Below are 26,263 nucleotides of genomic sequence, written 5' to 3'. Positions count from 1 at the left end.
TTGTGATGTTTATTATCAAAACTATTTTTAAGAGAGTGCTTGTTTCAGTGCCGATTTTAATCGGCACTACTTTTGTATGCTGTATCATTTTAAGGATTGGTCCTTTAGATCCGGTGAGAACCTATCTTTCTTCCTCTAATTTAAGGACTACACAAGAAAATATTGATTTATTTACAACGAAGTTAGGTTTAGACAAGTCGATTTTTACTCAATATTTTGAATGGCTAAGACAGATCTTTTCTGGCCATTTCGGCAACTCATTTTATACGGATACACCCATTATAGATGAATTAATTGCTCGTGTACCAGTGACGTTATTATTAGTGATCATAGCAATTATGATCGCAATCACTGTTAGTATTCCATTAGGTACGTATAGTGCACTTAAAAATGGGGGGACATTTGATAAGTTATTTCGTTTTTTTACGTTTTTAGGTGCTGTCATGCCTCAATTTTTATTTGCCTACTTACTCATTATCATTTTTTCGATTCATCTAAAGATACTGCCCTTTCAAGGTAACGGGTCTATTATTCATTTTGTATTACCTAGTGTCACATTATCGCTTGCGATAATTACTATGTACTCGAGAATCATTAGGACCAGTGTTCTTGAGGCTTTTCAAGCACCATATGTGGAATTTGCCTATATTAGAGGGATACCAGAGCGTACGATCATCATGCACCATGTTTTACCGCGTGCTTTAAGACCTGTCATCACTGCGATTGGTATAAATATAGGAAAACTCTTTGCAGGGACTGTTTTAGTAGAACAAATCTTTGGGTTACCAGGTGTTGGACAATATTTTATTGAAGCCTTGATACATAGGGATTATCCAGTGATTCAAGCCATTATATTTATCAGTGCACTAGTGGTATTATTCGGGAACTTATTATCTGATATCATTTTAGCAATTATGAGTCCAGATATAATGCATGAAGAAGAGGAGAAATAGCAATATGGGTAAATGGCAAATGAAATTATCAGTAGTTGTTCTTACTCTATTTGTATTTATTGCAATATTTGGACCCTATCTTCATCCGATAGATCCTTTGGAGGTTAATGTAAATAACAAATTCCAGGCTCCTAGTTTCCAACATTGGATGGGGACAGATAACCTTGGTCGTGATGTTTTCTCGAGAATCATTCTAGGGACACGTATTTCATTAGGCATTAGTCTTATCGCTATGCTTTCAGTAACAGTGATTAGTTTCGTCATTGGTGGTATTGCTGGTTATATGGGTGGATGGATAGATTATTTAATAATGAGAATCTGTGATACGATCTATACCTTTCCTACATTAATTCTGGCACTTTGTCTGATTGCTATATGGGGAATTGGATGGGCGCAGATGATAATCGCACTTATCACTGTGATTTCTGTTTATTATATACGAATTATAAGGACTCTGATCAAACAGCAAATGACAAACGAATATGTTAAAGTAGCAAGAATTTCTGGTTCAAATGCAATCAAAATTATGGTGAAGCATATATTACCGGGTATTCGACTGCCACTTATGACAATGCTTACTTTAGAAGTGGGCTGGACAATTCTTGACATATCCACATTGTCATTTTTAGGATTCGGTGTACCTTCACCTTATCCTGAATGGGGATCTATGATTAATGAATCGAAGTCCTATATTGTTTCACATCCATTATTAATTATTTTCCCGGGTATGATGATATTAATTGTTGTCATGTCATTAAATTATGTAGGTGAACATTTTGATTCAAGTAACAAACCATTTAAATTAGGCTCAAACAGGTACAAGTTTAAAGGAGGTAATAATGATGACATTGCTAAAAGTTGATCAGTTATCGATTTTTAATAACGGTCATGTGCCTCTCGTACGATCAATAAGCTTTACGGTTAATCGTAACCAAATTGCTGGTATTGTAGGTAGAAGCGGTAGTGGCAAGACGTTAACAGCAAAAGCTTTAATCAACCGATTACCTCATAACTTATATAAAAAAGGAGAGATCGTATACAAGAACGGTCTCAACAATGATCAACAACCATTGTGCGGTAAACATATTGGAATGATCATGCAAAATCCTTTAGATGCATTTAATCCATCTAAGAAGATTTGTTATCACTTTAGAGAATCTTTAAAGGTTCATAAACCAATGTCAAAGAAGTCGATGGATCTTAAATCAATTGAAATGATGCAAAAGCTACATATAGAAAATGCTAATGAAGTCTATTACAAACATCCTTTTGAATTGAGTGGCGGGATGTTACAGCGCATTATGATTGCCATCACACTTGTTGTTGAACCAAGTATAATCATAGCCGACGAGCCAACAACAGCACTTGATACAATGAATAGAAAAAATTTAATAAAGTTGTTTAAAGAGATTAGAGACATGTATCAAACATCTATTTTAATCATTACACATGACTTAAACTTTGTTGCAGCTTTAGCTGATGAAGTATTTGTAATGAAAGATGGTGAGATTGTTGACCGAGGTTCAACAAAGCATATATTCAACAACTCTACCCATCCATATACGGAAAAGCTCTGCCAGTTAGCTCTGCAATAGGAAGGAAAACTTATGAAGCATTATCAATATTTTCTATATATCATTGCTTTTATTTATTATGCGATCAATAGTACTGTACTTATTATTCTACCTTTTTACGCAAAATCGATGGGAGCCGACTACAAGGATATCGGTATTATTATGGGATCATATATGTTTGTCTCAATTTTTTTAAGACCGATAGCAGGTATGCTTGGAGACAAATTTAATGTGTTCAAACTTTTTATTTTCTCTTTAGTCATTAATAGCTTGGTATTATTATTATTACTAATAGAGAGTGTGAATAGTTTAATTTTTGTACGTGGTGTACAGGGCGCAGTCCTTGCATTCGTATCAATGGGCTTCCATCTGCTTGTTATTAAGCTATTAGATGATGAAAAAAGAGCTCAAGGCATAGTAATGTTGTCTTTAATGTCCATGATTCCACTCACCTTTGTGCCAGGTATCATTATTTATATAAAAGCTTGGTTGAGTATTCAGCACATTATTATTGGGCTTGTTATTTTTTCTCTAATTAACTTGCTTCTTCTTTATGTTCAATATCATAAAGCAATAAAACATGTGAACATCTCTAAAGAAGTAAAAGATCGCCGCACAGAATCATCTAAGCATGTGATTAACCCTGGGATCATTGTACCATCTTTTATTATGTTGATTGCATCTGTTGTGTTTAGTATTGCACCTGCCTATTTTCCGATCATCTTTGAATCAGAGGGCGTACCTTACGCACCATTATATTTCTTCTTAGAAGGATTTACGCTTATAATGATTCGTCTATTTGGGAGAAAGAGATTGCAGAGTACAAATCAATTTCCTAAAAGATTACTTACTATTTTATATATAAGTTTGGTTTCAGCCCCGCTACTATTATTGGTTGATTTGAATGTTGTTACAATAATTATTTCAGCCATATTAAATGGTCTAGCTTTATCACTCATTTACCCGTCGCTAACAACATACGTTTCATTTGTTTCACCAAAACAACAGCAAGGTTATTTGCTTGGCTGGTTTATCGCCTTTGCTGATATTGGTTCCTCATTGGGGGCGATGATGATGGGATATGTATTGGATTTTTACGATTATAGAACAGTTCTTCTAGTAGGAAGTATTGTTGGAGTCATTGGCCTATTGCTCATCATTTTTAAAGGAAAGCGTGGTGGGATGTATGTTAACCATTCATAATATTTCTTATTCCGTAGACAAGAGGAAATTTTTATCTAAAAAACAGATAAATATTATTGATGATTTCTCATTGACAATTAAAAGGGGAGAATGCGTCAGTTTAGTTGGACCAAGCGGATCTGGTAAAACAACGATTGGACGTATCGCATTAGGGACAAAAAAGCCCTCAAGGGGGCAAGTCCTTTTTGAAGGTAAAGATCTTTATAAGATAAAAATGACGAAAGAAATGCGTAAAGAAATTCAATATGTCGTGCAGAACAGTGCCGCTTCGCTTAATCCATTTCAAACCATTCGATCGATCCTAGAAGAACCATTAAACAACTTTTTTTCATTATCTAAGGAAGAAAAAAACAAACGTATACAAGAAATAATGATGATTTTAGATTTACCTTTGGATATCTTGGATAAAAAAACACATCAACTCAGTGGTGGTCAGCAACAACGTATTAATATTGCGCGAGCTGCTATTGTACGACCAAAGTTAATCATTTTAGACGAACCAATTAGTAACTTAGATCGTATCAACCAAGAACAGGTAATAAGCTATTTACTAGAATTAAAAGATAAATATAGGCTCTCTTATCTATTTATCACACATGACGTATTTGCAGTAAAAAAACTTGCTGAAAAAGTATATGTCCTAGATAAAGGCCAATGTTGCGAGTGTATAGAATGTTCGAGATTACACGAATGTACACATGCAATAACTAATGCGATATTTGAGCCGATTGTTGTAAATGAATAAATAATAGTTGATTAGGAACTAAATCACCTTATTATATACCTTTGAGCTCTTCAATTATCATGCATTGTCTTTGGGTATTAGATTAGCTTATTATCGGGGTCCTTTTAGCACATTTTCGTAATAATCATTTTCATACATTATTTTGAGAATGGAGGAATTTTGTAATAAAAAATGCGAGACAGCATTTCAAGAAAAGAAAATGACCTAATCCATGTAGGATTAGGTCATTTTAATGGATAGAAGTGATATGTTAACACTCCTACTAATACACCTGTAATGGCTCCAAAAAACACTTCGATTGGTTTATGTCCTAACAATTCTTTTAATTTTTCTCTATACTCTGCTTTCTTTAAATTAGGATTTTTTAAAGTATCAATTAACCCATTAAAATCAACTAATAATTTATTCAGAACTTCAGCATGAAACCCCGCATGTCTTCGAACCCCAGTAGCATCGTGCATCACGATTAGGGAAACTACTGCAGCTATTGCAAATTCATTTGAATAAATACCTGAAGTTAATCCAATTGCTGTTGTCAAAGAGATAATCATTGATGTATGAGAACTTGGCATTCCACCTGTACTAAACATCAATTTCCACTTTATTTCCCTTGTTGTTAAAAAGTGAATTGGTATTTTTACGAATTGAGCAATGAGCATACCCAAAAGAGAAGCTAAGATGGGATAAGATAAAAACATTTTTCCTCCTAGTGTTTATGAAAATATTTTATTTAAGGAATTATTTATAATGATATTTTGTAATTAAGAACAAATGATTCATAACCCAAAATAAATAGTCCTATATCTATAGAATACCAATAAAGTACTAATAATCCCTTATTGTTTTATTAAAAATTCATTAAGAGAATTAATTTAATACTCTTAAAATGGTCAACCTTTGGACAGATTTGTGGTGAAATAGGAGAATGACATAAGAAGTTTTGCAGTTAAACAAATGGAGTAGTGAATTTATTAAGAACTATACATTAAATTGAAAACACTTGGGGCTGAAGTGACACCAAGTGTTTTTGTGTGTTGATAATATTCTTATTAATATGGAGAGAGATTTTTCTTTGATGTGAAAGGTGCTTCTCAAAAAGTACTGCTAATATTGAAAGAATCTATCCTTTACTCTACATAGAAAAGAAGGATTTTACCTAAAGAGACTTAGTAACTAGTCATAAACGCAGTTCCTACAATAATGAGTAGAATGAACAAGACAACAATTAATGCAAAAGAAGAAGTTCCCATATTTCACACCCCCTTTAACTTGGATGGATCATGATAGATGCAGTAGTTTAGTATATAATTTAAGCTGCTGTCAGTAATAATGTATGACCAAAAAATAGAGTTGACATGGACAAACATAATAGGATTTAAAATTCCTTACTCGTCTACGGGGTATCTATCATATGAACGTATTCCGAAAACGCTCTAGCATTTATAGTCGATGCTCAAATGGAGTTGATGGTGGTAACAGCTTGTGCGTATGTTACACCTAAATGAAAGGGAACTCGAGGGCTGGACATCAGAACATCATGTTACGAATGTGGCTGTACTGTTGGGAATTAACAGAAATTAATGATTCTATTCAAGGGCAACGCAAAAAAGGAACCGCAATTTGCGATTCCTTTGATTTTTATTTATTTGCTCCGTTTAAGACACTAAGCGAATGGTTAAGTGCAGTTTTGCACTGACTCGCATCAGGGTTTCCTGAACGAACCGCTGCTAAAACCACGTCAATAGTTCCATCAATTTTTGTCCATGTTGTGCTATCTATTTTTCTAAGCTTAGGTTCAGATGTGTCCCATTGATGTTCTAAATCGTTAGCCCTTTTTTTAACTGTAGTAAAGTTATTTGAGTTTACATTAGTTAGCATATCATTTTCGATTTTAACAAAATCCGTTAATTGTCCAGATAATGTAGCTTGCTGAGAATTGGTTTGAGATGCTATATTATTACTTCGCAAAACATAACCACCTATACCAACTACTAAGAAAATACACAGTACTACAATGGTTTGTGTCAAAACAAACTTCTTGTTTCCATTTGTTTGATTGATTTCTGCTGGTTCACTTTTTGATGTTATATCAATTTTTGTAACAGCAAGATAAGTGATTACCGCTAAAATAGCTATGAGAAAAATTACACTTGTAACTGTTGTTCCCAAACCTAACCCGCCATTCACTTTTGTTTGAGATAGGTAATCGCCTATTGATGCACCTAGTGGACGAGTTAGAATATACGCAATCCAAAACGCTAATATCCCATCAAGTTTCAAAAATTTCCATGCTAAAAACACGCAAGCTATTATTATTACGACTGTTAATCCTGTATTAAAATAACCAAGACCAAGTTGTTCGGAAAATAGATCTCCGACTGCTGTTCCAAGTGCAAAGGTGAAAAGAATGGTTAGCCAATAGAATACTTCTCTCTTTCTTGTAAAAATCGAGTGTATCGAAAGTGTTTTTTCACTAAGATACCAAAAAAGAAAAGTTAATCCTAGCAGCACGGAGAAAACTACTGTACTAAGCTCAAGAGGTACTCCCATTCCATCCGTTAAGTTATCAGTTACCAACGTTCCAAATACGCTTATAAGTACGACCGTTAGCCAATAAATGCCTGGAACATATTTAGTTGTTCTAAATTGAAGATACAATACAATTAAAAACGCTATTCCCATAATTATAGTAGTGAGAGTTAAACCAAATCCAAGGTTAAAATTTAGAAAATCAGCAAATGTTTCACCGACAGTTGTACATAAAATTTTGATTATCCAAAAGAAAATAGTAACTTCTGGTACTTTGTTAAGTAAAATTTTTAATTTATTTTGTTTTATTTGCATACATAATCCCTTTCTTCAATGGTTTCCTGCAACTTAATTTTATTTTTCCCCTCACTAAATAATGATATCCACATTCATTCAATTAAACAGTCGTTGAATTTTTATCATTTAGGCTTTGTTAATGCTTATTGTTGATAAAAGCACCTGTATGGTATGTGTGAAGTGATTTCTTTACGTAGTAAAACTAGCTGAACGCATACCATACAGGGTTTAATTTAAAACAACAACATTGTTTAACAAAGCCATCATTTAAGAAGATTGAAACTAGTGGCATCTTTTTTAACAATTGATGACCAATAGGTTCTTTAACATTTGATTTTTTTGTTTCGATTAAATTTTTCGCCCCAAAAACTCCCTCCTATTTTTATAAGTATTTCTATACCAAAAATTATAATGTAATGTTCTTAATTATTTATTATAGACCTATTAAAATTTGATAATAACCATATTAGAATTAGTAGTTATCCAGGTTATGATAGACTGACTTGGAATATTTACGTAGTTAAAGGCATCAATGTTTATTTGAGTAATACACAATTTCTACTTCACGTCTGCCCGGAAGATTTTGCGATACCATCGTATTTAACAACTGGCCATTTTTCCTTCCGCAATGAGTTCATCAGTTCCGATCCTACATTCAAGTGGTCTTGTACTAGATCATTTGGAGTTAGAGCCATCCACTGGTTCAATGATATGTCGGCAAAGCGATTACTCTTGAACATCTCCAAAAACCATAGGCTTTGATGACCTGTGTTTTGGATGTAATGTCCCATGGCAAACGGTACATATCCTACATCACCTGCCCGGTAATTAAAAGTTCGGGCTGTGCCATTCGCTGCGAATACCGTCATACGCCCAGTTCCTGTCAGGTAATATTGCCACTCATCGTTATTCGGGTGCCAATGCATTTCTCTCATTCCGCCTGGCTTAATTTCTACTAATGCTGCTGCGATTGTAGTCGAAATGGGAAAGTTTCTGGAATCAACGATGCGTACCGTCCCGCCCGGAGTTACAATCGGCTCCTGTGCAAGCAGCCGATGTGTGAAGCTCTTTGGCACAGTACCGTAAGGATCCGGTACCTTCTGGCTATCCAGTGAACCAGGAACCTTTGTTTGAAAAATGTATCGTTGTTTAGTAGGGATATGTGCAAAGGAACTTTCCGATACGCCGAAATTCGCAGCTAGTACGTCCTTCGGTGTATGTGCGAACCAATCGGTTATAGTAAAGGTGTCGAACTCAGAGAAGCTGCCGTCATCGAAGACGAGCAGAAATTCACAGCCTTCTTCTAATCCTTGAATCGAGTGTGGAATTCCGGGGGGAAAGAACCACAAATCCCCCGCACCGACATCGTGTATAAAGTTCCGCCCATCTTGGTCCACCGAGGTAATGCGGGCACGGCCCCAAATCATGTATGCCCATTCTGCTTGCTTATGCCAATGTAACTCACGAACACCACCAGGCGTCAGACTCATATTTACCCCCGCAATAGTGGTTGCGATCGGCAGCTCTCTAACCGTTACTTCACGAGACCACCCTCCGTGATGTAACTGCATATGGGTGTCTGAAAAAGAGAACTTTAAATTGGGGATCGTTCCGGCATCGGTGGCGGGTGGAACTAACATGTCAGGGTTCTCGATGTCCCTCATGACGTCCCGAGGACCGAGATCTGCCGCACCCGCACCATCGTCCCTTATCGGCTGGGGCACATTTTTGTACGAAGATTGGTACCTGAGTTGTTTTTTCATAAGATAATATTCTCCTTCCACTGGTATTGTTGAAAAGAGGATTTTGTATATCATAATAATTTATGATGCAGATTTCGAAACTATATCAATTCTTGTAAAATAGACCTAGCAACACTTGTATTGAATTTTGAACGAGAAACAACACAACGTGATATTAAAAATGAACTTACTGATATATGCTGTTAGAACCAAATAAGGCAATAAGAGAGGAGTGAAAATATTATGGAAGAAATGAATATACGATTGGCATCTATTCATGATATTAAAGACATTTTGGATATCTATAACGAAGGAATAGAGGATCGGATTGCTACGTTAGAGACAGCCACAAAAGATTTAGATTATATGATTAATTGGTTCCATAAACATCAGGACCGTTACAAAGTGATTGTAGCTGAATATAATGGAAAGGTTGTTGGATGGGCTAGTTTAAACCAATACAATAATCGAGAAGTCTATAATGGGGTTGCAGACTTATCTGTTTATATTAAAAGATCATACCGAGGAAAAGGCTTTGGTGGGAGATTACTATCCATTATTGAAAACTTTGCAAAAGAAAACGAATTTCATAAAATCGTCCTTTCAACCTTTCCATTCAATCAATTAGGGCAAGGGTTATATAAGAAAAATGGATTTCGAGAGGTGGGAGTGTTTTGGAATCAGGGGAAATTGGATGGTGAATTTGTAGATGTTATGGTAATGGAAAAATTACTATTCTTAGAGGATTAGGAGTGTTGGAAATATTACTTGCTTGCAATAAATAAGTAAATAGCTATATACTTATATTAATTAATTCAAGCTTATTTATGCTTATGCTTGTCTTAACTAATATATAAGAATATATTTATATGTTTATAAGGTGTGATTCAATGAAAGAGATGACAGCAGAAATAGAAAATACTGCACTGATTTTTAAATTACTCGGTGATAAAACAAGACTGACCATTATTGCACTATTAATGGAGAGAGAGTTGTGTGTTTGTGAATTTCAAGAAGTGTTTGACATGAGTCAGCCTTCGATAAGTCAACATTTACGTAAACTGAAAGATGCTGGTCTTGTGAAAGAAGCAAGAAAAGGGCAATGGGTATATTATTCTCTAAACAATAATAGTGACTTTTATTCACTGATAGAATATGTTACAGAATTGATTCCAGATCAATCCGAGAAAATTCGTCAAATTGAAATAACTAACCCTACTCTACGTTGCGGTTGTTAGTTGTAGAAAAAAGAGGAGACAACAATGAGTAACCCATGTAAAAAAAGATTATCATTTTTAGATCGGTATCTAACTTTATGGATTTTTCTTGCTATGGCAATAGGGATTGGAATAGGTTTCATTTTTCCTAAATTGGTTAATGGTCTAGATAAACTTCAAGTAGGAACAACATCCATTCCAATAGCCATTGGATTAATTTTAATGATGTATCCTCCATTAGCAAAAGTACGATATGAAGAAATTGGCCGCGTATTTAAAGATGTAAAAGTATTAGTTTTGTCTCTTGTGCAGAACTGGATTATTGGACCGATTTTAATGTTTTTATTGGCAATTATTTTTCTACCAGATAAACCAGAATACATGGTTGGGTTAATCATGATTGGTTTAGCTCGTTGTATTGCAATGGTTATTGTTTGGAATGACCTTGCCAAAGGGGATACTGAATATGCAGCAGGCTTAGTTGCATTTAATTCCATTTTTCAAGTATTATTCTTTTCCATTTATGCCTATGTTTTTGTAACGGTAATTCCAGAATGGTTCGGTATTCAAGGTGCAGCGATTAATATAACCGTTACGGAAGTTGGAAAATCCGTATTAATCTATCTGGGAATACCTTTTATCTCTGGTATGATTACACGATTAGTACTTGTTAAGTGTAAAGGAAGAACTTGGTACGAGGAAGTTTTTATTCCAAAAATTAGTCCCCTTACCTTAATTGCATTATTATTTACGATTATTGTGATGTTCTCTTTAAAAGGAAACATGATTGTATCCTTACCATTAGATGTTTTACGAATTACAATACCATTATTAGTTTACTTCGTTATTATGTTCTTTGTTTCTTTCTTCCTTGGAAAGAAAATAGGAACAAGTTATCCAGTAACCACAACATTAGCGTTTACTGCTGGAAGTAATAATTTTGAATTAGCTATAGCTGTAGCAGTTGGTGTCTTTGGTATTCATTCAGGTGCTGCTTTTGCTGCGGTTATTGGTCCATTAGTAGAAGTACCTGTTATGATTGCTCTTGTAAAAGTCGCTTTAAGGTTTAAGAAAAAATTATTTAGCGAACAAGAACTTTAAAGGTGAGATGAACATGGAAAATAAAAAAACGATTTACTTTTTATGTACTGGAAATTCATGTCGCAGCCAAATGGCAGAAGGTTGGGCAAAAAAATATTTAGGTGAAGAATGGACTGTAAAAAGTGCTGGTATTGAAGCGCATGGATTAAATCTTAGTGCCGTAAAAGCAATGAAAGAAGTGGGAATTGATATATCCAATCAAACCTCTGATATTATCAATCTAGAAATTTTAAATCATGCAGACTTGGTTTTAACGCTTTGCGGTGATGCTGCCGATAAATGCCCTATTACACCTCCACAAACAAAGCGAGTTCATTGGGGATTTGATGATCCCGCAAAAGCACAAGGAACAGATGAAGAAAAATGGGCATTCTTTAGAAGAGTTCGTGATGAAATTGGTGACAGAATTAAACGTTTTTCTGAAATTGGAGAATAAGTAAAACGAAATGTCTTCGTGTAATAAACTTTAGAGTAAGAGAAAGTTTGAATAAATCAATTTTTTTGATGAGATGGTTCTTGAGATAATAATGAAAAATGCTGCCGATAAAAGTAGCAGTTTTTATAACTCCTTTTTATTTAATTTAATGATATTCTCGTCAAATCAAAAGGGAAATCATGATGAATATGCCAAGTATAGAATCATCTCTTTTTGTATCGAATAAATAACATTAATAATAGGAATGGAAATGCACTGTATTTATAGTTACAGTGCATTTTATGATTTTTAATCTGTTTGCTATATTTTATTTGAATGCTTACATACGATCAGGTGCCGGCAATCCTAGAACTGCTAGTGCATCACTAATCGTTTCTTTGAATTTAGAAGTGAGCCAAATTCTAAGTGCTTTCTTATCATCATTTGCTTTTATGATTGGGCATGCCGCGTAGAAGTTATTGAACAATGTTGCTAGCTCATAAGCGTAATTACATATCATGTTTGGTGATAATTCATTACTGGCTGTATATAGAGTATCCTGCCAAGTCGCGATATGTCTAAGTAAGGCGTATTCGGCTTTTTCCAATTGATTGATCTCTTCAGGTACTACTGGCTTCATATTTAATTCCACTTCAGCTTTATTTAAGATGCTAACTGCACGAGCATGAGAGTACATTAAATATACGCCTGTATTTCCGGTTACTTCTGTCGCTTGCTGTAAGTCGAAAACGACCTCAGTCAATAAGCTAAAACGAAGAAGGTAATAACGAATAGCTGCAGCCGCAATCATTCTGCTTGATAATCCATTTTGATCTGATCGTTTATTTTCGATGATCCCTTCCATCAGGTCGAGTAAGTCGGAAATTTTAATGCCTATTCCTTGTCTTCCAGACATTGCGTACGATGTTTTGCCATCTGATGTATCTATTCCAAGATCTTTTGCAGCACCCGGACTTAATGAAACTACACCATAACTAACATGACGAAGCTTCTCGGCTTGTTTTGGGTAACCTAGGATTTCAAGTGCTTGTTTAACCATTGCCTGTGGATATTCTTGTCTGTGATCGATAACATTGATTACGATATCTGCCTTACCAAATGATGAATGGGTTCCATTGATATTCGTCGTCCACAGATCTTCTGAAAAGTTTTTATACAAGAAGTCCTTTTCAAGCAATCCAAATTTCCAGAGATGATAAGCGATATCTTTAGCGGTATAGGTCAAAATACCATTTGAACGAACTAAAACTTTGTCCATGCTATGTTCGGATTCATTTTCTTCTATATTAGATAATGGTTGTTTTAATACCCAACAGCCTTCCAGCTTACCGGAAGTTTCTCGGTAAAATTGCGTTGTTTGTTTTAGCAAGCTAAATGCCGAAGCCCAAAATCCTTCCCTAACAATATTGCTCTCCCAAACCAACAAATCATAGTTAATACCGAACTCTTTCATTTCTTCGAGATGTTCACGTACAATTCGTTCAGCTACAAGTAATCCAACCCAAGATAAATTTTCATTTCCCTCTTCCAATGAGTGAAGAACATTTGTCCTTTGATCAAGTAACTGTAGATCTTTTTCATACTCTTTATTAACTTGAGAGTAAATATCCCAGCAGAAGTCACCAAAGCGTGAGTGCTCTTTCTTATGGGAAGTGTTTAATATACCTACAACAGTATCGGCAAGCTGATTTCCTAAATCATCGATATAATTATGAACTTCGACATTATATCCGGATCTTTTTAATAATCGTACGAGGGCATCGCCGATACACGAATTTCTTAGGTGACCAATATGAGCTGATTTATTCGGATTGATAGATGTATGTTCAATGACTACCTTTTCGCCATTATTGAGAGGTAAAGTAAAATCTCTCCCGGCCCACCCGCTCCAATCAATATACATATTGATAAAACCTGGAGGAGCCACTTCGATTTTGTTAACCAAGTTCTCGATACTACCTTCTTGTTCCAGCTTGTTTTTCAACATGTTCGCGATTTGGATTGGGGGCTTGCGTAAGGTTTTAGCAAGCTGCATCGCAACATTCGTTGAATAGTCACCATGCTCCAAATGAGCAGGTTGTTCAACATAAATGTTTAAATCATCACCAAAGTCGAGACCTATTTCATGAAAAACACTCTTCACAGATTTTTCGATGCTGTTTATTATCATCTGGCTTATCAATAAAAAAACCTCCTCCAAAAAAATAAAGCCTTCGTCTCTATAAAAGAGACGAAGGCTGATGCGTTCGCGGTACCACTCTCGTTGTTAAACTTATGTTTAACCACTCTGATAAGATAACGGTCTTAGCCGTGACTTCCTACTGAATCATTCAGAAGTCATCCTCATGGGTCCGTTTCTCTGTTAACTCAGTACCGGCTCCCACCGTCCCGGCTCGCTATGACTTGCATTAACAGATACTCTCCCAATCCTTGAATTTGAGATATTTTGTAATATTATATCCGAATTAACAAAAAAGTCAATCTTCAATTTCAAACCATTTGCTTGTGATTAATGACCGTGAACCTAAATGATGCTGCTGAACCTTTGTGCTGCGTACTATTTTTAGCTGTATGTATAAGTGAAATGTATTTATTTTCAAAAAATATTGACTTTTCATTAAGATAATCGTTAAATTATATTGAATGATATTTCAATGAAAATATTTTCAATATTTGGGGTGTTGAGATGGCAAAGCGTGACGAACAAAAGGAACAACGAAGAAAACTTATTTTAAAATCTGCTTTAGACCTATTTATCCGCAAAGGCTATGGTGAAACTAAAATCGCGGATATTGCAAAAGCTGCCGACATGAGCATGGGGCTGCTCTTCCATTATTTTGACTCCAAGGAAAAGCTATATGAGGAGCTCATAAGGATTGGGTGTGAAAAGCTCAAAATGGATTTTGCTTTTTCAAATAATGCTCCACTGGAAGTATTTAGAGCTGCTGCTGAAGATATTTTTAACATGGTGAGTACAAACCCATTATCCGCAAAAATGTTTGTACTTATGGAAAACGCACAGCATTTAGACTCGCTGCCGACCGATTTAAAGGAAATGCTTTCGGAAGCGGACAGATTGATCAAAAAGAGTATACCGATCATTGAAAAAGGACAGATGCTTGGAGAAATAAAAGCAGGCAATGCGGAAGCTCTTTCAGTAGCATTTTGGTGTTCTATTCAAGGAATTGCCCAATTTATCGCATTGTACCCGGAAACCCCATGTCCAAATGCAGATTGGGTTGTTTCAATACTTGAAAATAAGGAGCAATGATGATCATGAAATCGAAAAGGAACGTAATGATTTTTGTGGTTGTTGTACTGGTAAGTGGATGGATCGGGGTTTTAGTGGACCATTTCCTTCCTGAACAGCCACAAGGAGATTCACTTGGCATGGGGATCTGGCTAGTATTGCCGTTATTTGCTACGATTCTGCTACGTGCATTTATGGGTGACGGATGGCGGGATATAGGGCTATCACCGAATTTTAAAGGTAATATAAAATGGTATGTTGTAGCGCTTCTTATTTATCCAGTTATCACATTTGCTGTATTGCTAATAAGTTACTTGCTTGGTTGGATGGACTTTTCGGATTTCAATATTAAAGGATTAACTTCAGCTTTCGCTGGAGGTTTGTTAATCCAATTTATAAAAAACTTTTTTGAGGAGTCTGTTTGGAGGGGCTATTTGACAAGCAAGCTATCAAAGTTAAAGCTTAGCGATTTTTGGTTATACCTTACTGTAGGAGGCATTTGGGGAGCGTGGCATATCCCATATTTCTTAGTGTTTTTATCCCAAAGTGATATAGCCAGCTTTCTTCCTGTAAACAGATGGTTGTTTGCACTTGTTGGTATCATTACTATGATTTTTTGGACAGTCATGTATACCGAGATTTACCTAATGACTAAGACAATTTGGCCGCTTGTACTCATGCACATGACAGAGGATGCGCTTGTAAATCCACTTATTCTTGATGGATATATCAAAATCACTCAAGGTAAAGAAATTCTTGTATCCCCATCGGCGGGCATTATTACGACATTGCTTTATTTAGTGGTTGGGTTACTTTTGAGGGGAAGGCGAAAAAGGCTGGAAGAGGAATCTGTCCTGAATCCGCCACCTACTTTTACGAATAAAGTATAAAAAGTATAAACAACTTAATAATCATTTAATGTAGAAGGACTGAATTTTAGTGAGGAAAAGATAAGAAGAGAGAGTGTGACGACAGTTTTGTACTGTAGTTTTTATGTTAATAAAAATCAATTCGATTTATCTTCTTTGGACATTGAGATTTAACGATAAATCCTTTTTTCTACGATAAAAATAGGAAATCAACAATGAGTTCGGTTTTTCTTCTATGAATACATTTATTCAACCGTGAAATATGTAGTTCTTCTAAAATAATAGCATTTCAACAGTGGAAACTGTATTTCTTCAAAACACAAAAGGAAATCGACTATACCCTCGATTTCCTTTAAAATTATTTTTACAACGTACCCATTAAAACACTTGCCAGAACAACCGACGCAATGGTAACGGTTGTAAATCCGCCTATTAATAATGGTGTTAATATCTGTGAGAATAACCATTTTTCTTCTTGTTTATTTCGGGCAAGTGAACGGCTGATTTCTTCACAAATCATGTAATCTCCTGGGAAGCCAAACATTGCTGTTAATGCAACAGGAATACCTAGATACTTATCCCATTTAAAAATCTTTGATCCTACTATTCCACCGATAATGATGCCAACTGCTCCTACCAAAAGGATAAGAAGAACAGCAGGAATGTTACTGATAAAGACCTTAAATGTAACTGAATTTAGTGAGGGTAATAGTACGACAATTAGACCAGCTGTAGCTATTCCAAAGGAGTTTGCTCGTTGCATCATGTTTTCACGGTAAAATCCAGTTAGAATTCCAATGAAGCCAATCGCAAGTGCCCATAAGCTATAGTGAATGCCTGTCCATTTTCCTAGTAACACAGCTAGTCCGCCTCCAAGAAATAATTGGAACACTAGAATTACAGGAGTAGCATATTTTTCCGGAATCCATGATTTTGAAACTTCAGCAGTAGCGGCAACTTCTTCAACAGTATCTAAATTGATATCATTTTGATCCCGTAATTTTAAGGCATATTTTCTTAATAAATTTGAAGCAAGCGGCAATCCAATGAGACTCTGTAGTGCCAGAACGAGAGCCGGAATGACAACAATGGATGTTAATCCAATCGCTTGTAATTTTTCTGATGTTATGACAAATGCGATAATCCCGCCTGTTAATGGTCCTATTCCTGCAGCTGCGGTTTTATAGCCTAGAATCGGAGTAACAATTAATAGAATAAGAATAGTAGCGAAAATAATTCCAAAGATCGAAATTAGTACTGATTTATATTGTGTTTTTAATGTTTTGAGTGGGATAAGTGTACCCATATGGACGATAAGAGGAGCTATCATTAAGCTTCCAAACATCGTTAACGGGGTTTTTTCAGTAAGATTGGTTGGGAATATACCCGTCCATAGTGCAAGCAAATATCCTAAGAAAACAACAAATAACATTGGTATTCTTGCCCGGCTAGCAACAGAGACAACTTCACCAATCATAACTAAAACTAAAATAAAGACGGTTGCAATAATAGGTTCATTAAGCATGAAAGTATCCTCCACTTTGATGTAAATTCTTTGTTTTGTTACTAGTTAAATAAAAGTTTTGATCTGCAGTAATTTCCTTTCTGTTTATTTAAAATTGATGGATAATTTAGAAATTAAATTTTATTCTATAACTTTGAGCAGAAAAGTCAACCCTTTCGGAAAAGAAAATGTAAAGAAATTTCTGAAAACGATTACAAACTGTATTTTTGACCAGAATAAAAATCTAAATAAAGGTTTTTTATATTATTTTGATAAAGAGGATGAATAGTTTAAAAATTTAGTATATTATTTTCATTAAGATGGTAGAATGAAGAAAACAATAATTTTACAAGAAAGAAGGAGAGAAACAAATGCCTGTAAATGTTTATCTTAATTTCAATGGAAACTGTCGTGAAGCAGTAGAGTTTTATTCAGAGGTGTTTGGGCTAGAAAAACCACAAATAATGACCTTTGGTGAAGCACCGCCTAACCCTGAATTTCCTCTCCCAGATGAAGCAAAAAATTTAGTAATGCACGCACGAATTAATATTAATGGAAGCTATGTTATGTTTTCTGATACTTTTCCAGGAATGCCGTTTGTTGTAGGAAATAATATTAGCCTAGCTTTTGTCGATAAGGACGTTGATAAAATAAAAGTTATATTTGATAAATTAAAAGAAGGCGGTAAAGTAGGTTTGGAACTTCAAGAAACATCCTGGAGCAAATGCTACGGCCAGGTTACAGATAAGTTCGGAGTTGAATGGCAGTTGAACTATGAAAACGAAGAAATGAACATGTAATCTTTAAAAAAACTAAATATAAATATGGAATTTTTCTTCTATAGAAAGATTCCATTTTTTTTGTTTCTAAAATCACATCGACACCATCTTTATTTCACCAAATAATCCTCAAGTATCCCTTACCTTATTGCTTTTTACCTTTAACCAAAATCTATATAAGTCTCAAGTCCGATAAAAAAATAAAGCTCAGGATTGTTAATGGTTTCTCGTGATTTCATTATCATTAAAGTATCGAAAGGGGAAATGTATAATGAAAAAATTCTTGATGTTAAGTTTAGCTGTTTTGTTAATCATCATTGCACTAGGAAGCATAGGAAATATTATTGGTTTGATCATCAGTGTGGCAATTACTTATTTCTCACTGAAGCAATTTCTTAAATCTGATTCATTTGGAGGAAAATTGCTATGGGTGATCATCGGATTGATCGGATTGACTTCTACTTTTTCAAACCTGCCAGCACTTGCAGGAATTTTAGCTGTTTATCTTCTTTATGTAGGCTATAAAGAATGGAAGAAGGATGAAAAACCAACGCATTCATCTCATTCATCTAATGATCCATTTGAAAGCTTCGATAAGCAATGGAATGACATGAAAGGGAAGTACTAAAACTAACTAAATTAAAAGGAGATTTAACGATGACTACACTATTTGAACGTATTAAAAACGCAGTGATGGAAGACTTACAATGTGATACGAATAAAAAGGGTGAGAAAAATCCAATTGCATTATTAAACAAATATCTTCATGAAAGTGAAAAGGAAACCGATCGAGTCGGTAAACTGATCGAACGACAATATATGTTGAAAGAGGAATTTCACCGTGAATTACAGACAGCTGAGTTCATGGTGGAAAAGCGCAAGAAACAAGCTGAAATTGCCCTTGCTGCGAATGAAATGACACTTTATGAAACAGCCATACATGAAGAAAGCCTATATAAAGATCAAGCCCTTCGCTTAAAAGAAGCATATGATCAGGCTGGGATACAATTAGAACAGCTGGAAATAAAGCATAGAGAGATGCAAATGAAATTAAAGGATATGCATATAAAACGGTTGGAACTCATGGGCAGGGAAAATGTGATTAAGGTGAATTCAAAAGCAAATTCAGTCTTAGACCATACTTTTGTTGGAAAAGCGACGAATCGTTTTGAAGAAACAGGACGTTACGTCGATCAGCTCGAACAAAAAATTAATAAGGGATATGATCAAAGTCTATTTGATACAAGGATTGAGCAATTGGAAAAAGAGTTAAACCAAACAAATAACGACTAGTTTAAAAAGGTTGATTGAAAGCATGGATTTGCATGTTTTTAATCAACCTTTTTATTTAGTAGAGTTTGCAATATCGTATAACCATCTGATTGTTTTCCGCTTATTCGATAAGGTATGAGATTCATAATAAATAACCAAAAGTTAAATAATGCAAAAAGCTGCCAAATATTAGACGCATCCACAGGTCCCCACTGTTCGATAATAAAACCAATGACACCATTCACTAATGGACCGAGAATAGCGATAACGATTTTCTCGGTATTTGAAAAATAAGGAACACGTTGACTTGATGTATGTGCACCTAATATATACAAGAGATAAAAATGAATCGTCCATTTTTTGCTTTGAAGGGAAAATAATTTAGGTCCTGAGCCGATATTAATTTCGATGTCGTCTGCTCTCATCATCCAGGCACCAAGTGCATGACCCAGTTCATGAATGACTATAGTGATGGGAGCTATAATAAATAGGAATAGAAGTATGGTCATGACGAATTACCCTTTTATTTTCATTTTATCATTATTAAGGAAGACTTTTTGGGGAAAATATGTCTATTTTTAAATTTAATTAATTCCGACTTAATTAGTAGAAATTAAGTCGAGGAATGTATAAAATAGATGTAAAGCTTTCATCGAGAGGTGTAATGGATGGACCTATTATCTATGGAAACAATAGAAGAACGGCTGCGTGTGATAAATGAATTGATTCCTATTTTTCAAAACCGTGCAAAAGAAAATGATGAAGAGGGGCGTTTTCCGTTTGAAAATATCCGTGATTTAAAGGATATAAAGTATACACAATTAACGGCTCCTAAAGAATTTGGAGGCGGTGAAATTTCCCTGTTTGATTTTGTCCGTTTACAAGAAGCGATTGCAATTGGTGACGGTGCCACTGCATTATCAATTGGCTGGCATATGGGGACGATGATGAATTTAGCGAAGAATCGCCCATGGGATAACCATCTTTATTCTTATGTTTGTAAAGAAGTAAGTCGCGGTGCCTTACTAAATGTTTGTTCAACAGAGGAGCAGACTGGAAGTCCAACGCGAGGAGGTAAACCAGTTACAACTGCGGTTAAGCGAGGGGACAAGTGGATTGTTAACGGGAGAAAGTCATTCGCAACGATGTCTCAAATGCTCGACTTTTTTGTTGTCTCTGCTACGATTGAAGAATCGAATGAGGTAGCTTTCTTTCTAATTCCAAGTCATTCTGAGGGTGTATCCATTGAGGAGACATGGGATAGTATCGCGATGAGATCGTCAGGAAGCCATGACTTAGTGTTCGAAAATGTTGAAATCCCATTAGAATACCTTACTGAAAAGCTTTCGAACCGGAAAAAAGCAGCAACTGGTTATCTTTTGCATATACCTGCATGTTACTTAGGCATTGCAGAAGCAGCGAAAAGAGAAACGGTTCATTTTGCAAAACATTACATACCGAACAGCCTCCAGCACCCGCTTTTTGATTTACCTGCTATTCAACAAAAAATAGGTGAAATCGAATTAAAGTTGATGCAATCCCGGCATTTTCTTTATTCTGTAGCGAAAATGTGGGATGGATCCACCGTAGAAAAACAAAATCAAATGGCTCCAGAGTTAGGTGCAGTGAAATTATCAATAACAAATCAAGCAGTTGAAATTGTCGACCTAGCTATGCGCATTGTCGGTGCAAGAAGTTTATCTGCTAAAAGCCCATTACAACGCTACTATCGTGATGTAAGAGCAGGTCTTCACAATCCACCAATGGATGATATGACATTGATGCTGTTAGCGAAAAGGGTTTAGTTTTTTGCATATAAAAGTGCTTTATTCAACCACAGTAGATAAATACTGTGGTTAATTTATTAACAAAACTAAATATCAAGAAACGGCTTATGAATCAAATTTTAAAAAAATGGTTATATCCCCAATCGAATTAAGGCAAATCTCCATAGTCTATAGTGTAATAACATAGAGGAGGTGCTGATAAATGGGATATGGAAGTGGATTTGCATTACTTGTAGTCCTATTTATATTATTAATAATCGTCGGTGCAGCATTTATTTGTTAAAAGCTGTTATCGCAAAGTTGTAAAAATTTTAATCGATATTTACTTGCTGCTATTTCGTATAGGATGCAAAGTCCTAATACTATTTAGTTTCGGGGCATCTTTTCTTAAAAAGAGTACTTCGTTTTCAGTACTTTGATACCTTATTGTTATGGTTTTTGATCTTAAATGCAATAAAGTTTAAGAAAAGTGCCTTGATAGAAAAAACTTCAAAGAAAAGGAGTGGCTAAGAATGTACCCTTATGGTGGATATGGATTTGGTGGATATCCAGCCTATGGTGGTTACGGTTATGCGGGAGCAGGAAGATTTGGAGGATTTGCATTACTCGTAGTATTATTTATCCTCCTCATTATTGTTGGAGCTGCATTCCTAAATTAATCTAAGCCATAGAGTAATGAAAGTACAAAAACTCCTATTCCGACTTGGAATAGGAGCTTTTGTATCTTTTAATAAGGCTCTTTTCGTATAAATTGTTGTTTTTAGACAATAAACTTAGTCCGTTGATTTCCGCTCCAGACACTTGCTTTCCGCGGGGAGGGATGGGAGCCTCCTCGGCGTTACCGCCTGCGGGGTCTCCCACTTCCCTCTTTTTCCCGCAGGAGTCAAGTGCCCTCTGCTACAATCAACTCAGACTGTTAATAAAATATCACTAAAAAGTAACAAACTTTACGAAAACAGACTTTAATAAATTTTAAAATCAAGTAAAACTCAGTAAAGATTTTACGTAGTAAATATCAAAGATTTTACGTAGTAAATATCAAAGATTTTACGTAGTAAATATCAAAGATTTTACGTAGTAAATATCAAAGATTTTACGTAGTAAATATCTATTAGGATTTTTACGATTCTAGTTTAGCGTTCAATTTGAATGCGAAACATCTTTTCTTTCAGACTAAATTTTTCCGGTTCTTAAAAAGATTTCAATAATATATCTTAAATTTTATAAATAGGATATACTAATAGTAGTACATAGAAGGGAGAACGATTTGATGGCATATTTTAAAGGCCAGAAAGAGCCTGTTCCCGAAGTCGAAACAAATGTTTGGTCCTGTACAAGTGAAAGCTGTCAAGGATGGATGAGAGAAGCTTTTACCTTTGATGAAAATCCAAAATGTCCTCTATGTCAGTCAGATATGGACAAAGAAACAAGAGTCCTACCGGTTATCGAATAATATGCATAAATAAGTAATATGAAAGCAGTCTCTTTTTTTTTAGGGGCTGTTTTTTTTGTCTGATCTTTCAGATTCGAAAGACCTATTAATTTAGAACTACTTTTTAATAGAATCTTAACATTTTTCGGGTGATTGGTCCTATATATCAATAAAAAAAATGCTGATAAAGTTAAGATAGGTATGACATATTTCTACTAAAATAGTAAAAATAACATGTCATATTACAAAATTCCTATGGGAGGTACCTCATGAAGAAGGTAAAAAGCCTGTTTTTAAAAGTAATCATGACCATTCTTGTGCTTGGAACATTGCCATCATTAACTGGGATGCATACTGTTCAAGCAGAAGGAGCGAATGATCCGGCACCTGAGATTAACCCAGCAGTTGCTAATGGGAAAAAGGTGTTATTTGATAATACTCACGGACAAACGGCCGGAGCAGCAGATTGGGTCATCGATGGTGGATTTTCTGATTTCGGAAATGCCATCGCGAAAAAGGGTTACTATGTAAAAGAACTTCGTAAGAGTACACCGATAACATATGATGATTTAAAGGACTACGATGTGTTTGTTATCGGAGAAGCAAATAATCCTTATAAAAAATCAGAACAAAACGCAATGATTCAATACGTACAATCTGGTGGAAGTATTTTCTTTATTTCCGACCATTACAATGCCGATCGAAACAAAAATCGTTGGGATGCCTCAGAGGCATTTAATGGATATCGCCGTGGGGCATATGAAAATCCTGCAAAAGGGATGTCACCAGAAGAAGCGAATTCTGCAGCAATGCAAGGTGTTGAGAGTTCGAACTGGTTGTCTGATAACTTCGGAGTTCGTTTCCGTTACAATGCAGTCGGAGATTTAAGTGCATCAAATGTTGTTTCACCGAATGAAACATTTGGTATTACAAGCGGAGTAAAATCAGTAGCCGTTCATGCTGGATCAACTTTAGCAATTACTGATCCTAAGCAGGCAAAAGGCCTTGTTTACCTTCCAAAATTAACTTCTAAAGATAAATGGAATAATGCCGTTGACCAAGGTGTATATTTTGGCGGTGGAGTAGATGAAGGAGCCTATGTGGCGATTTCCAAACTAGGTAAAGGAAAAGCTGGCTTTATTGGTGATTCTTCACCAGTTGAAGATGCCTCTCCAAAATATTTACGTGAAGAAAACGGAACAAAGAAAACAACTTATGATGGATTTAAAGAAGAAGATGATGCTATTCTACTAACCAATATGATTGATTGGCTGGCAGAGAAAGAAGATTATTCGAGCTTTGAAGGGAAAATTCCTTTAGATAAAGTTTCTCCAATGCTTGATATGGAAATCCCTGAAAAATCAACAGAACCACAACCAGAACCATGGGCACCTCCAGCAGCTGGTTATAAATGGTATGATTCAAGTACATTTGCAGCGGGTTCCTACGGTTCAACTAAGCCTGCAGAATTAGACGCACAATATTCTTTTGTACATCAAAGTGTTTTACCAAATCAACAAGAATTCCAAATTCGTGTGTCTGCCGATCACTTAGCACCAGGACAAACTGTTAGTGGATTAAAAGTAGGAATTTATTTAGCTGGTGGAGAACAAATTGCTAAATTCCAAAATAGTGATGGCACATGGCCAGCTTCATACGACTACAGTTCTGAGTTTTCATTCACAGCTGATAGCTTTGGACATGCTAGTAAAGATTTAACGGTAAAAATTAACCCTCAAAAAGCAGGGGCTGCAAGTTTACGTCTGAAAGTTCGTACCAAAAATGAACTAACTGAGGCAGTAACCATTGGAAATGTACCGAGTGAACCGCTTCCAGAGGATAAGCCAAACGTACCTGACCAAATTTCGATAAAAGATGCGAGAGCTGTTCAGGTTGGAAAAATGGTGACAGTGGAAGGTGTTGTTACTTCTAAGCCAGGTGCATTCGGTGGACAAGGTTTCTATTTACAAGATGAGTCAGCTGGAATTTATGTTTTCCAAAATGAAGCGGGCTATCAGCCTGGTGATGTTTTAAAAATTACTGCTTCAACAGAGATCTTCAATAATGAGCTTGAATTGTCCAATCCAACTATTATTGAAAAAACGGGAACAAAACCATTACCGGATGCGAAATTGGTTGATGGGCTGAATGATGAGAATCAAGGTCAGCTTGTACAGCTTACAAACGTGAAAATTGACAACTTAACTGTTGTAGGTCGTGCCTTTGAATTCGATGCAATTAAGGACGGAAAATCGTCTCGAATTCGTGTCGACGAGCGTACAGGTGTAACTTATGATGCTTTTTCTCAAAAGTATAAAAATGGTGATGTTATTAATATAACAGGTATTTCTTCAGTATTTAAAGATGTATATCAATTAAAACCACTTAGCTTCGACCACTTTGTGAAGGCAGATACGACAGGACCTGTGATCGGTGATTTTGATAAACTTACTATTTATCAAACAGATTCATTTGAGCAAAATGTCGTTGTGACAGATGAGGGTAGTGGAGTTGCTGGAGTAAAGATTACACTAGATGGTCAAGTAATCGGTAACCCAATTAAAATTAAACCTCTTGCTTTAGCACTTGGAAATCATGTAATTGTTGTACATGCAGTGGATCATGCAGGGAATGAAAGTATGAGAGAATTTACACTTCGAGTGATAATGGATGTGGATCATTTAGATGAATTCATTACGATTGGCTATGAAAAAGGCTTAATTACCAATAATGGTATTTATAACAGCCTATTATCCAAAGTAGAAGGAATTCAAAAAGCGAATAATGAAAATGCCAAGCGTGGAAAACTTAACGCGTTATCTAATGAAGTTCAAGCACAAAAGGGCAAGAAAATTGACTCTGATTATGCAGTTTCATTGTTAGATTTGATTGATTATTTAAGCAAATAATTTTTTTTAAAAAGGGTCAGCCTAATTGGGCAGACCCTTTTTAAAAGGTAAGAAAGTATAAAATTTACTAAGGATATTAGACATGAAAAGTGTCTGCTGTGTCTAGCTCTAGCGCCTATCGGCTAGCGGATTTTTTCGTCTTCTCCCTACGATAAGTCAACATCGGCTCCATACTCCTCGCCGTGTTTCCTTTATCTCAGTCGAAGACTACAAAATCCGTACGCTAGACCTGCGGCGCTTGCGCTTTTCTTATAATCATTTTATTTTTTCTTATTAGGAGTCACTTCATCAGCAATTTCTTCGAGTGATTTTATTTTTCCATGCGGATTTTGGGACTGTTTTCTAACGGTCCATTGTCTTTCTTTTTGGCTTTTTGATTGTGTCATTGTCCGTCATCTCCTTTCTCTTCAGGTAATTTGCCATCGAACCACTTTGAGAATCTCTTCATTTCGGGATCTTCCCTTAATGAAGTAACATGGAACGGATTTTCTAATTTTTTATCCGTACGGAGTCCCATTTGAGGGCCTCCAAAGGAATCATTTTCAATTCCTTCATATTCAGAATCGAAATGAGGATCGGTTTTTATAAAAATGCTTTTCTCTCTGTTCAATGAAATCACTCACTTTAAAAAGATAAGTTTTATAAGGCTCTTTTCATGCCATTT

The 26,263-nt window shown here is 35.5% G+C and carries 29 protein-coding genes and 1 other annotated feature; of the genes, 20 read left to right on the top strand and 9 right to left on the bottom strand.

All coding sequences use genetic code 11. From position 1 onward, the window contains the following. Window positions 1-5: 5 nt before the first annotated feature. The 5 genes from ACQKP0_RS02505 to ACQKP0_RS02485 are packed head-to-tail and all read left to right on the top strand — an operon-like array spanning window position 6 to window position 4,475. Window positions 6-953, top strand: a complete 948-nt coding sequence (locus ACQKP0_RS02505) for an ABC transporter permease (protein WP_427404224.1) — start codon at window positions 6-8, stop codon at window positions 951-953. A 4-nt stretch (window positions 954-957) separates the two neighbouring features. Further along, window positions 958-1,815: an ABC transporter permease gene (locus ACQKP0_RS02500; protein WP_427404223.1), complete on the top strand. Its 858-nt coding sequence runs from the start codon at window positions 958-960 to the stop codon at window positions 1,813-1,815. Beyond that, window positions 1,796-2,548 (top strand): ATP-binding cassette domain-containing protein, encoded by a 753-nt coding sequence (locus tag ACQKP0_RS02495; protein ID WP_427404222.1) that lies wholly within the window; start codon window positions 1,796-1,798, stop codon window positions 2,546-2,548. Before ACQKP0_RS02500 ends, ACQKP0_RS02495 begins: the two co-directional genes overlap by 20 nt. A gap of 12 nt (window positions 2,549-2,560) precedes the next feature. Next, complete coding sequence (locus tag ACQKP0_RS02490; RefSeq protein WP_427404221.1) at window positions 2,561-3,730, top strand: MFS transporter; 1,170 nt, start codon at window positions 2,561-2,563, stop codon at window positions 3,728-3,730. Beyond that, window positions 3,714-4,475: an ABC transporter ATP-binding protein gene (locus ACQKP0_RS02485; protein ID WP_427404220.1), complete on the top strand. Its 762-nt coding sequence runs from the start codon at window positions 3,714-3,716 to the stop codon at window positions 4,473-4,475. Before ACQKP0_RS02490 ends, ACQKP0_RS02485 begins: the two co-directional genes overlap by 17 nt. A 224-nt stretch (window positions 4,476-4,699) precedes the next feature. Here the strand turns inward: ACQKP0_RS02485 and ACQKP0_RS02480 are convergent, their stop codons facing one another. The 4 genes from ACQKP0_RS02480 to ACQKP0_RS02465 all read right to left on the bottom strand — a co-directional run bounded on the left by ACQKP0_RS02480 (window position 4,700) and on the right by ACQKP0_RS02465 (window position 9,064). Then, the gene (locus ACQKP0_RS02480; protein ID WP_427404219.1) at window positions 4,700-5,173 is read right to left on the bottom strand and encodes a divergent PAP2 family protein; all 474 of its coding nucleotides are present in this window, start codon (window positions 5,171-5,173) and stop codon (window positions 4,700-4,702) included. Window positions 5,174-5,641: 468 nt separating this feature from the next. Further along, window positions 5,642-5,725, bottom strand: a complete 84-nt coding sequence (locus ACQKP0_RS02475; RefSeq protein ID WP_427404463.1) for a YjcZ family sporulation protein — start codon at window positions 5,723-5,725, stop codon at window positions 5,642-5,644. Window positions 5,726-6,113: 388 nt separating this feature from the next. Then, complete coding sequence (locus tag ACQKP0_RS02470; protein ID WP_427404218.1) at window positions 6,114-7,319, bottom strand: hypothetical protein; 1,206 nt, start codon at window positions 7,317-7,319, stop codon at window positions 6,114-6,116. 545 nt (window positions 7,320-7,864) lie between these two features. Next, window positions 7,865-9,064, bottom strand: coding sequence for an oxalate decarboxylase family bicupin (locus ACQKP0_RS02465; protein ID WP_427404462.1), 1,200 nt, complete (start codon window positions 9,062-9,064; stop codon window positions 7,865-7,867). 222 nt (window positions 9,065-9,286) lie between these two features. Between ACQKP0_RS02465 and ACQKP0_RS02460 the strand changes: the two genes are divergently transcribed. The 4 genes from ACQKP0_RS02460 (at window position 9,287) to arsC (ending at window position 11,797) form a co-directional block, all read left to right on the top strand. Then, window positions 9,287-9,793, top strand: a complete 507-nt coding sequence (locus ACQKP0_RS02460; RefSeq protein ID WP_427404217.1) for an arsinothricin resistance N-acetyltransferase ArsN1 family A — start codon at window positions 9,287-9,289, stop codon at window positions 9,791-9,793. A 140-nt stretch (window positions 9,794-9,933) separates the two neighbouring features. Continuing rightward, window positions 9,934-10,281 (top strand): ArsR/SmtB family transcription factor, encoded by a 348-nt coding sequence (locus ACQKP0_RS02455; protein ID WP_427404216.1) that lies wholly within the window; start codon window positions 9,934-9,936, stop codon window positions 10,279-10,281. Window positions 10,282-10,305: 24 nt separating this feature from the next. Then, entirely contained in the window at window positions 10,306-11,361 is a 1,056-nt protein-coding gene (arsB, locus tag ACQKP0_RS02450) for an ACR3 family arsenite efflux transporter (protein ID WP_427404215.1), read from the top strand. Between the two features lie 13 nt (window positions 11,362-11,374). Beyond that, entirely contained in the window at window positions 11,375-11,797 is a 423-nt protein-coding gene (gene arsC, locus ACQKP0_RS02445) for an arsenate reductase (thioredoxin) (RefSeq protein ID WP_427404214.1), read from the top strand. A gap of 319 nt (window positions 11,798-12,116) precedes the next feature. Here arsC and ACQKP0_RS02440 read toward each other — a convergent pair whose 3' ends face one another. Further along, the gene (locus ACQKP0_RS02440; protein ID WP_427404213.1) at window positions 12,117-13,979 is read right to left on the bottom strand and encodes an arginine--tRNA ligase; all 1,863 of its coding nucleotides are present in this window, start codon (window positions 13,977-13,979) and stop codon (window positions 12,117-12,119) included. A 41-nt stretch (window positions 13,980-14,020) separates the two neighbouring features. Then, window positions 14,021-14,237, bottom strand: a binding site (T-box leader). 246 nt (window positions 14,238-14,483) lie between these two features. On the opposite strand from ACQKP0_RS02440, the gene ACQKP0_RS02435 reads away from it, so the two are divergent. Continuing rightward, window positions 14,484-15,068, top strand: coding sequence for a TetR/AcrR family transcriptional regulator (locus tag ACQKP0_RS02435; RefSeq protein WP_427404212.1), 585 nt, complete (start codon window positions 14,484-14,486; stop codon window positions 15,066-15,068). A gap of 5 nt (window positions 15,069-15,073) precedes the next feature. Next, window positions 15,074-15,937, top strand: a complete 864-nt coding sequence (locus tag ACQKP0_RS02430) for a CPBP family glutamic-type intramembrane protease (protein WP_427404211.1) — start codon at window positions 15,074-15,076, stop codon at window positions 15,935-15,937. A gap of 343 nt (window positions 15,938-16,280) precedes the next feature. Here the strand turns inward: ACQKP0_RS02430 and ACQKP0_RS02425 are convergent, their stop codons facing one another. Next, a complete protein-coding gene (locus tag ACQKP0_RS02425) occupies window positions 16,281-17,441 on the bottom strand; it encodes a hypothetical protein (protein ID WP_427404210.1) in 1,161 nt (386 codons plus the stop codon). Between the two features lie 97 nt (window positions 17,442-17,538). Here ACQKP0_RS02425 and ACQKP0_RS02420 point away from each other — a divergent pair, with 97 nt between their 5' ends. The 4 genes from ACQKP0_RS02420 (at window position 17,539) to ACQKP0_RS02405 (ending at window position 19,492) form a co-directional block, all read left to right on the top strand. Beyond that, window positions 17,539-17,709, top strand: coding sequence for a hypothetical protein (locus ACQKP0_RS02420; protein ID WP_427404209.1), 171 nt, complete (start codon window positions 17,539-17,541; stop codon window positions 17,707-17,709). 82 nt (window positions 17,710-17,791) lie between these two features. Then, a complete protein-coding gene (locus tag ACQKP0_RS02415; RefSeq protein ID WP_427404208.1) occupies window positions 17,792-18,220 on the top strand; it encodes a VOC family protein in 429 nt (142 codons plus the stop codon). Window positions 18,221-18,470: 250 nt separating this feature from the next. Next, complete coding sequence (locus ACQKP0_RS02410) at window positions 18,471-18,827, top strand: flagellar basal body rod protein (RefSeq protein WP_427404207.1); 357 nt, start codon at window positions 18,471-18,473, stop codon at window positions 18,825-18,827. A gap of 29 nt (window positions 18,828-18,856) precedes the next feature. Continuing rightward, window positions 18,857-19,492 (top strand): PspA/IM30 family protein, encoded by a 636-nt coding sequence (locus ACQKP0_RS02405; protein ID WP_427404206.1) that lies wholly within the window; start codon window positions 18,857-18,859, stop codon window positions 19,490-19,492. A gap of 38 nt (window positions 19,493-19,530) precedes the next feature. On the opposite strand, the gene ACQKP0_RS02400 is transcribed toward ACQKP0_RS02405, so the two are convergent. Then, window positions 19,531-19,980, bottom strand: coding sequence for a site-2 protease family protein (locus tag ACQKP0_RS02400; RefSeq protein WP_427404205.1), 450 nt, complete (start codon window positions 19,978-19,980; stop codon window positions 19,531-19,533). 159 nt (window positions 19,981-20,139) lie between these two features. On the opposite strand from ACQKP0_RS02400, the gene ACQKP0_RS02395 reads away from it, so the two are divergent. The 5 genes from ACQKP0_RS02395 to ACQKP0_RS02375 all read left to right on the top strand — a co-directional run bounded on the left by ACQKP0_RS02395 (window position 20,140) and on the right by ACQKP0_RS02375 (window position 25,599). Then, window positions 20,140-21,276: an acyl-CoA dehydrogenase family protein gene (locus tag ACQKP0_RS02395; RefSeq protein WP_427404204.1), complete on the top strand. Its 1,137-nt coding sequence runs from the start codon at window positions 20,140-20,142 to the stop codon at window positions 21,274-21,276. Between the two features lie 184 nt (window positions 21,277-21,460). Further along, the gene (locus tag ACQKP0_RS02390) at window positions 21,461-21,541 is read left to right on the top strand and encodes a YjcZ family sporulation protein (protein ID WP_427404461.1); all 81 of its coding nucleotides are present in this window, start codon (window positions 21,461-21,463) and stop codon (window positions 21,539-21,541) included. Window positions 21,542-21,770: 229 nt separating this feature from the next. Beyond that, window positions 21,771-21,917, top strand: coding sequence for a YjcZ family sporulation protein (locus tag ACQKP0_RS02385; RefSeq protein ID WP_427404203.1), 147 nt, complete (start codon window positions 21,771-21,773; stop codon window positions 21,915-21,917). 611 nt (window positions 21,918-22,528) lie between these two features. Next, window positions 22,529-22,711, top strand: coding sequence for a cold-shock protein (locus tag ACQKP0_RS02380; protein WP_427404202.1), 183 nt, complete (start codon window positions 22,529-22,531; stop codon window positions 22,709-22,711). A gap of 248 nt (window positions 22,712-22,959) precedes the next feature. After that, window positions 22,960-25,599 (top strand): endonuclease, encoded by a 2,640-nt coding sequence (locus tag ACQKP0_RS02375; protein ID WP_427404201.1) that lies wholly within the window; start codon window positions 22,960-22,962, stop codon window positions 25,597-25,599. 260 nt (window positions 25,600-25,859) lie between these two features. Here ACQKP0_RS02375 and ACQKP0_RS02370 read toward each other — a convergent pair whose 3' ends face one another. Then, window positions 25,860-25,985, bottom strand: coding sequence for a DUF6254 family protein (locus ACQKP0_RS02370; RefSeq protein WP_427404200.1), 126 nt, complete (start codon window positions 25,983-25,985; stop codon window positions 25,860-25,862). Beyond that, window positions 25,982-26,209: a hypothetical protein gene (locus ACQKP0_RS02365; RefSeq protein WP_427404199.1), complete on the bottom strand. Its 228-nt coding sequence runs from the start codon at window positions 26,207-26,209 to the stop codon at window positions 25,982-25,984. Before ACQKP0_RS02365 ends, ACQKP0_RS02370 begins: the two co-directional genes overlap by 4 nt. Between the last annotated feature and the right edge of the window lie 54 nt (window positions 26,210-26,263).

Origin of the sequence: Heyndrickxia sp. NPDC080065 (genome assembly GCF_050281185.1) — a bacterium.
Classification (GTDB): Bacteria; Bacillota; Bacilli; order Bacillales; family Bacillaceae_C; genus Heyndrickxia.
Note: the sequence above shows the minus strand (reverse complement) of the source record. Positions and strands in the feature narration are given on the sequence as shown.

Excerpts from the sequence above, each read along its gene's own strand:
- ACQKP0_RS02380 (WP_427404202.1), top strand. The coding sequence starts at position 22,529 with ATGGCATATTTTAAAGGCCAGAAAGAGCCTGTTCCCGAAGTCGAAACA.
- ACQKP0_RS02455 (WP_427404216.1), top strand. The coding sequence starts at position 9,934 with ATGAAAGAGATGACAGCAGAAATAGAAAATACTGCACTGATTTTTAAA.
- ACQKP0_RS02500 (WP_427404223.1), top strand. The coding sequence starts at position 958 with ATGGGTAAATGGCAAATGAAATTATCAGTAGTTGTTCTTACTCTATTT.
- ACQKP0_RS02385 (WP_427404203.1), top strand. The coding sequence starts at position 21,771 with ATGTACCCTTATGGTGGATATGGATTTGGTGGATATCCAGCCTATGGT.
- ACQKP0_RS02400 (WP_427404205.1), bottom strand. The coding sequence starts at position 19,980 with ATGACCATACTTCTATTCCTATTTATTATAGCTCCCATCACTATAGTC.
- ACQKP0_RS02490 (WP_427404221.1), top strand. The coding sequence starts at position 2,561 with ATGAAGCATTATCAATATTTTCTATATATCATTGCTTTTATTTATTAT.
- ACQKP0_RS02495 (WP_427404222.1), top strand. The coding sequence starts at position 1,796 with ATGACATTGCTAAAAGTTGATCAGTTATCGATTTTTAATAACGGTCAT.
- ACQKP0_RS02370 (WP_427404200.1), bottom strand. The coding sequence starts at position 25,985 with ATGACACAATCAAAAAGCCAAAAAGAAAGACAATGGACCGTTAGAAAA.
- ACQKP0_RS02485 (WP_427404220.1), top strand. The coding sequence starts at position 3,714 with ATGTTAACCATTCATAATATTTCTTATTCCGTAGACAAGAGGAAATTT.
- ACQKP0_RS02420 (WP_427404209.1), top strand. The coding sequence starts at position 17,539 with ATGGATAATTTAGAAATTAAATTTTATTCTATAACTTTGAGCAGAAAA.
- arsB (WP_427404215.1), top strand. The coding sequence starts at position 10,306 with ATGAGTAACCCATGTAAAAAAAGATTATCATTTTTAGATCGGTATCTA.
- ACQKP0_RS02465 (WP_427404462.1), bottom strand. The coding sequence starts at position 9,064 with ATGAAAAAACAACTCAGGTACCAATCTTCGTACAAAAATGTGCCCCAG.
- ACQKP0_RS02395 (WP_427404204.1), top strand. The coding sequence starts at position 20,140 with ATGGACCTATTATCTATGGAAACAATAGAAGAACGGCTGCGTGTGATA.
- ACQKP0_RS02470 (WP_427404218.1), bottom strand. The coding sequence starts at position 7,319 with ATGCAAATAAAACAAAATAAATTAAAAATTTTACTTAACAAAGTACCA.
- ACQKP0_RS02415 (WP_427404208.1), top strand. The coding sequence starts at position 17,792 with ATGCCTGTAAATGTTTATCTTAATTTCAATGGAAACTGTCGTGAAGCA.
- ACQKP0_RS02475 (WP_427404463.1), bottom strand. The coding sequence starts at position 5,725 with ATGGGAACTTCTTCTTTTGCATTAATTGTTGTCTTGTTCATTCTACTC.
- ACQKP0_RS02460 (WP_427404217.1), top strand. The coding sequence starts at position 9,287 with ATGGAAGAAATGAATATACGATTGGCATCTATTCATGATATTAAAGAC.
- ACQKP0_RS02435 (WP_427404212.1), top strand. The coding sequence starts at position 14,484 with ATGGCAAAGCGTGACGAACAAAAGGAACAACGAAGAAAACTTATTTTA.
- ACQKP0_RS02425 (WP_427404210.1), bottom strand. The coding sequence starts at position 17,441 with ATGCTTAATGAACCTATTATTGCAACCGTCTTTATTTTAGTTTTAGTT.
- ACQKP0_RS02480 (WP_427404219.1), bottom strand. The coding sequence starts at position 5,173 with ATGTTTTTATCTTATCCCATCTTAGCTTCTCTTTTGGGTATGCTCATT.
- arsC (WP_427404214.1), top strand. The coding sequence starts at position 11,375 with ATGGAAAATAAAAAAACGATTTACTTTTTATGTACTGGAAATTCATGT.
- ACQKP0_RS02390 (WP_427404461.1), top strand. The coding sequence starts at position 21,461 with ATGGGATATGGAAGTGGATTTGCATTACTTGTAGTCCTATTTATATTA.
- ACQKP0_RS02375 (WP_427404201.1), top strand. The coding sequence starts at position 22,960 with ATGAAGAAGGTAAAAAGCCTGTTTTTAAAAGTAATCATGACCATTCTT.
- ACQKP0_RS02410 (WP_427404207.1), top strand. The coding sequence starts at position 18,471 with ATGAAAAAATTCTTGATGTTAAGTTTAGCTGTTTTGTTAATCATCATT.
- ACQKP0_RS02405 (WP_427404206.1), top strand. The coding sequence starts at position 18,857 with ATGACTACACTATTTGAACGTATTAAAAACGCAGTGATGGAAGACTTA.
- ACQKP0_RS02505 (WP_427404224.1), top strand. The coding sequence starts at position 6 with ATGTTTATTATCAAAACTATTTTTAAGAGAGTGCTTGTTTCAGTGCCG.
- ACQKP0_RS02430 (WP_427404211.1), top strand. The coding sequence starts at position 15,074 with ATGAAATCGAAAAGGAACGTAATGATTTTTGTGGTTGTTGTACTGGTA.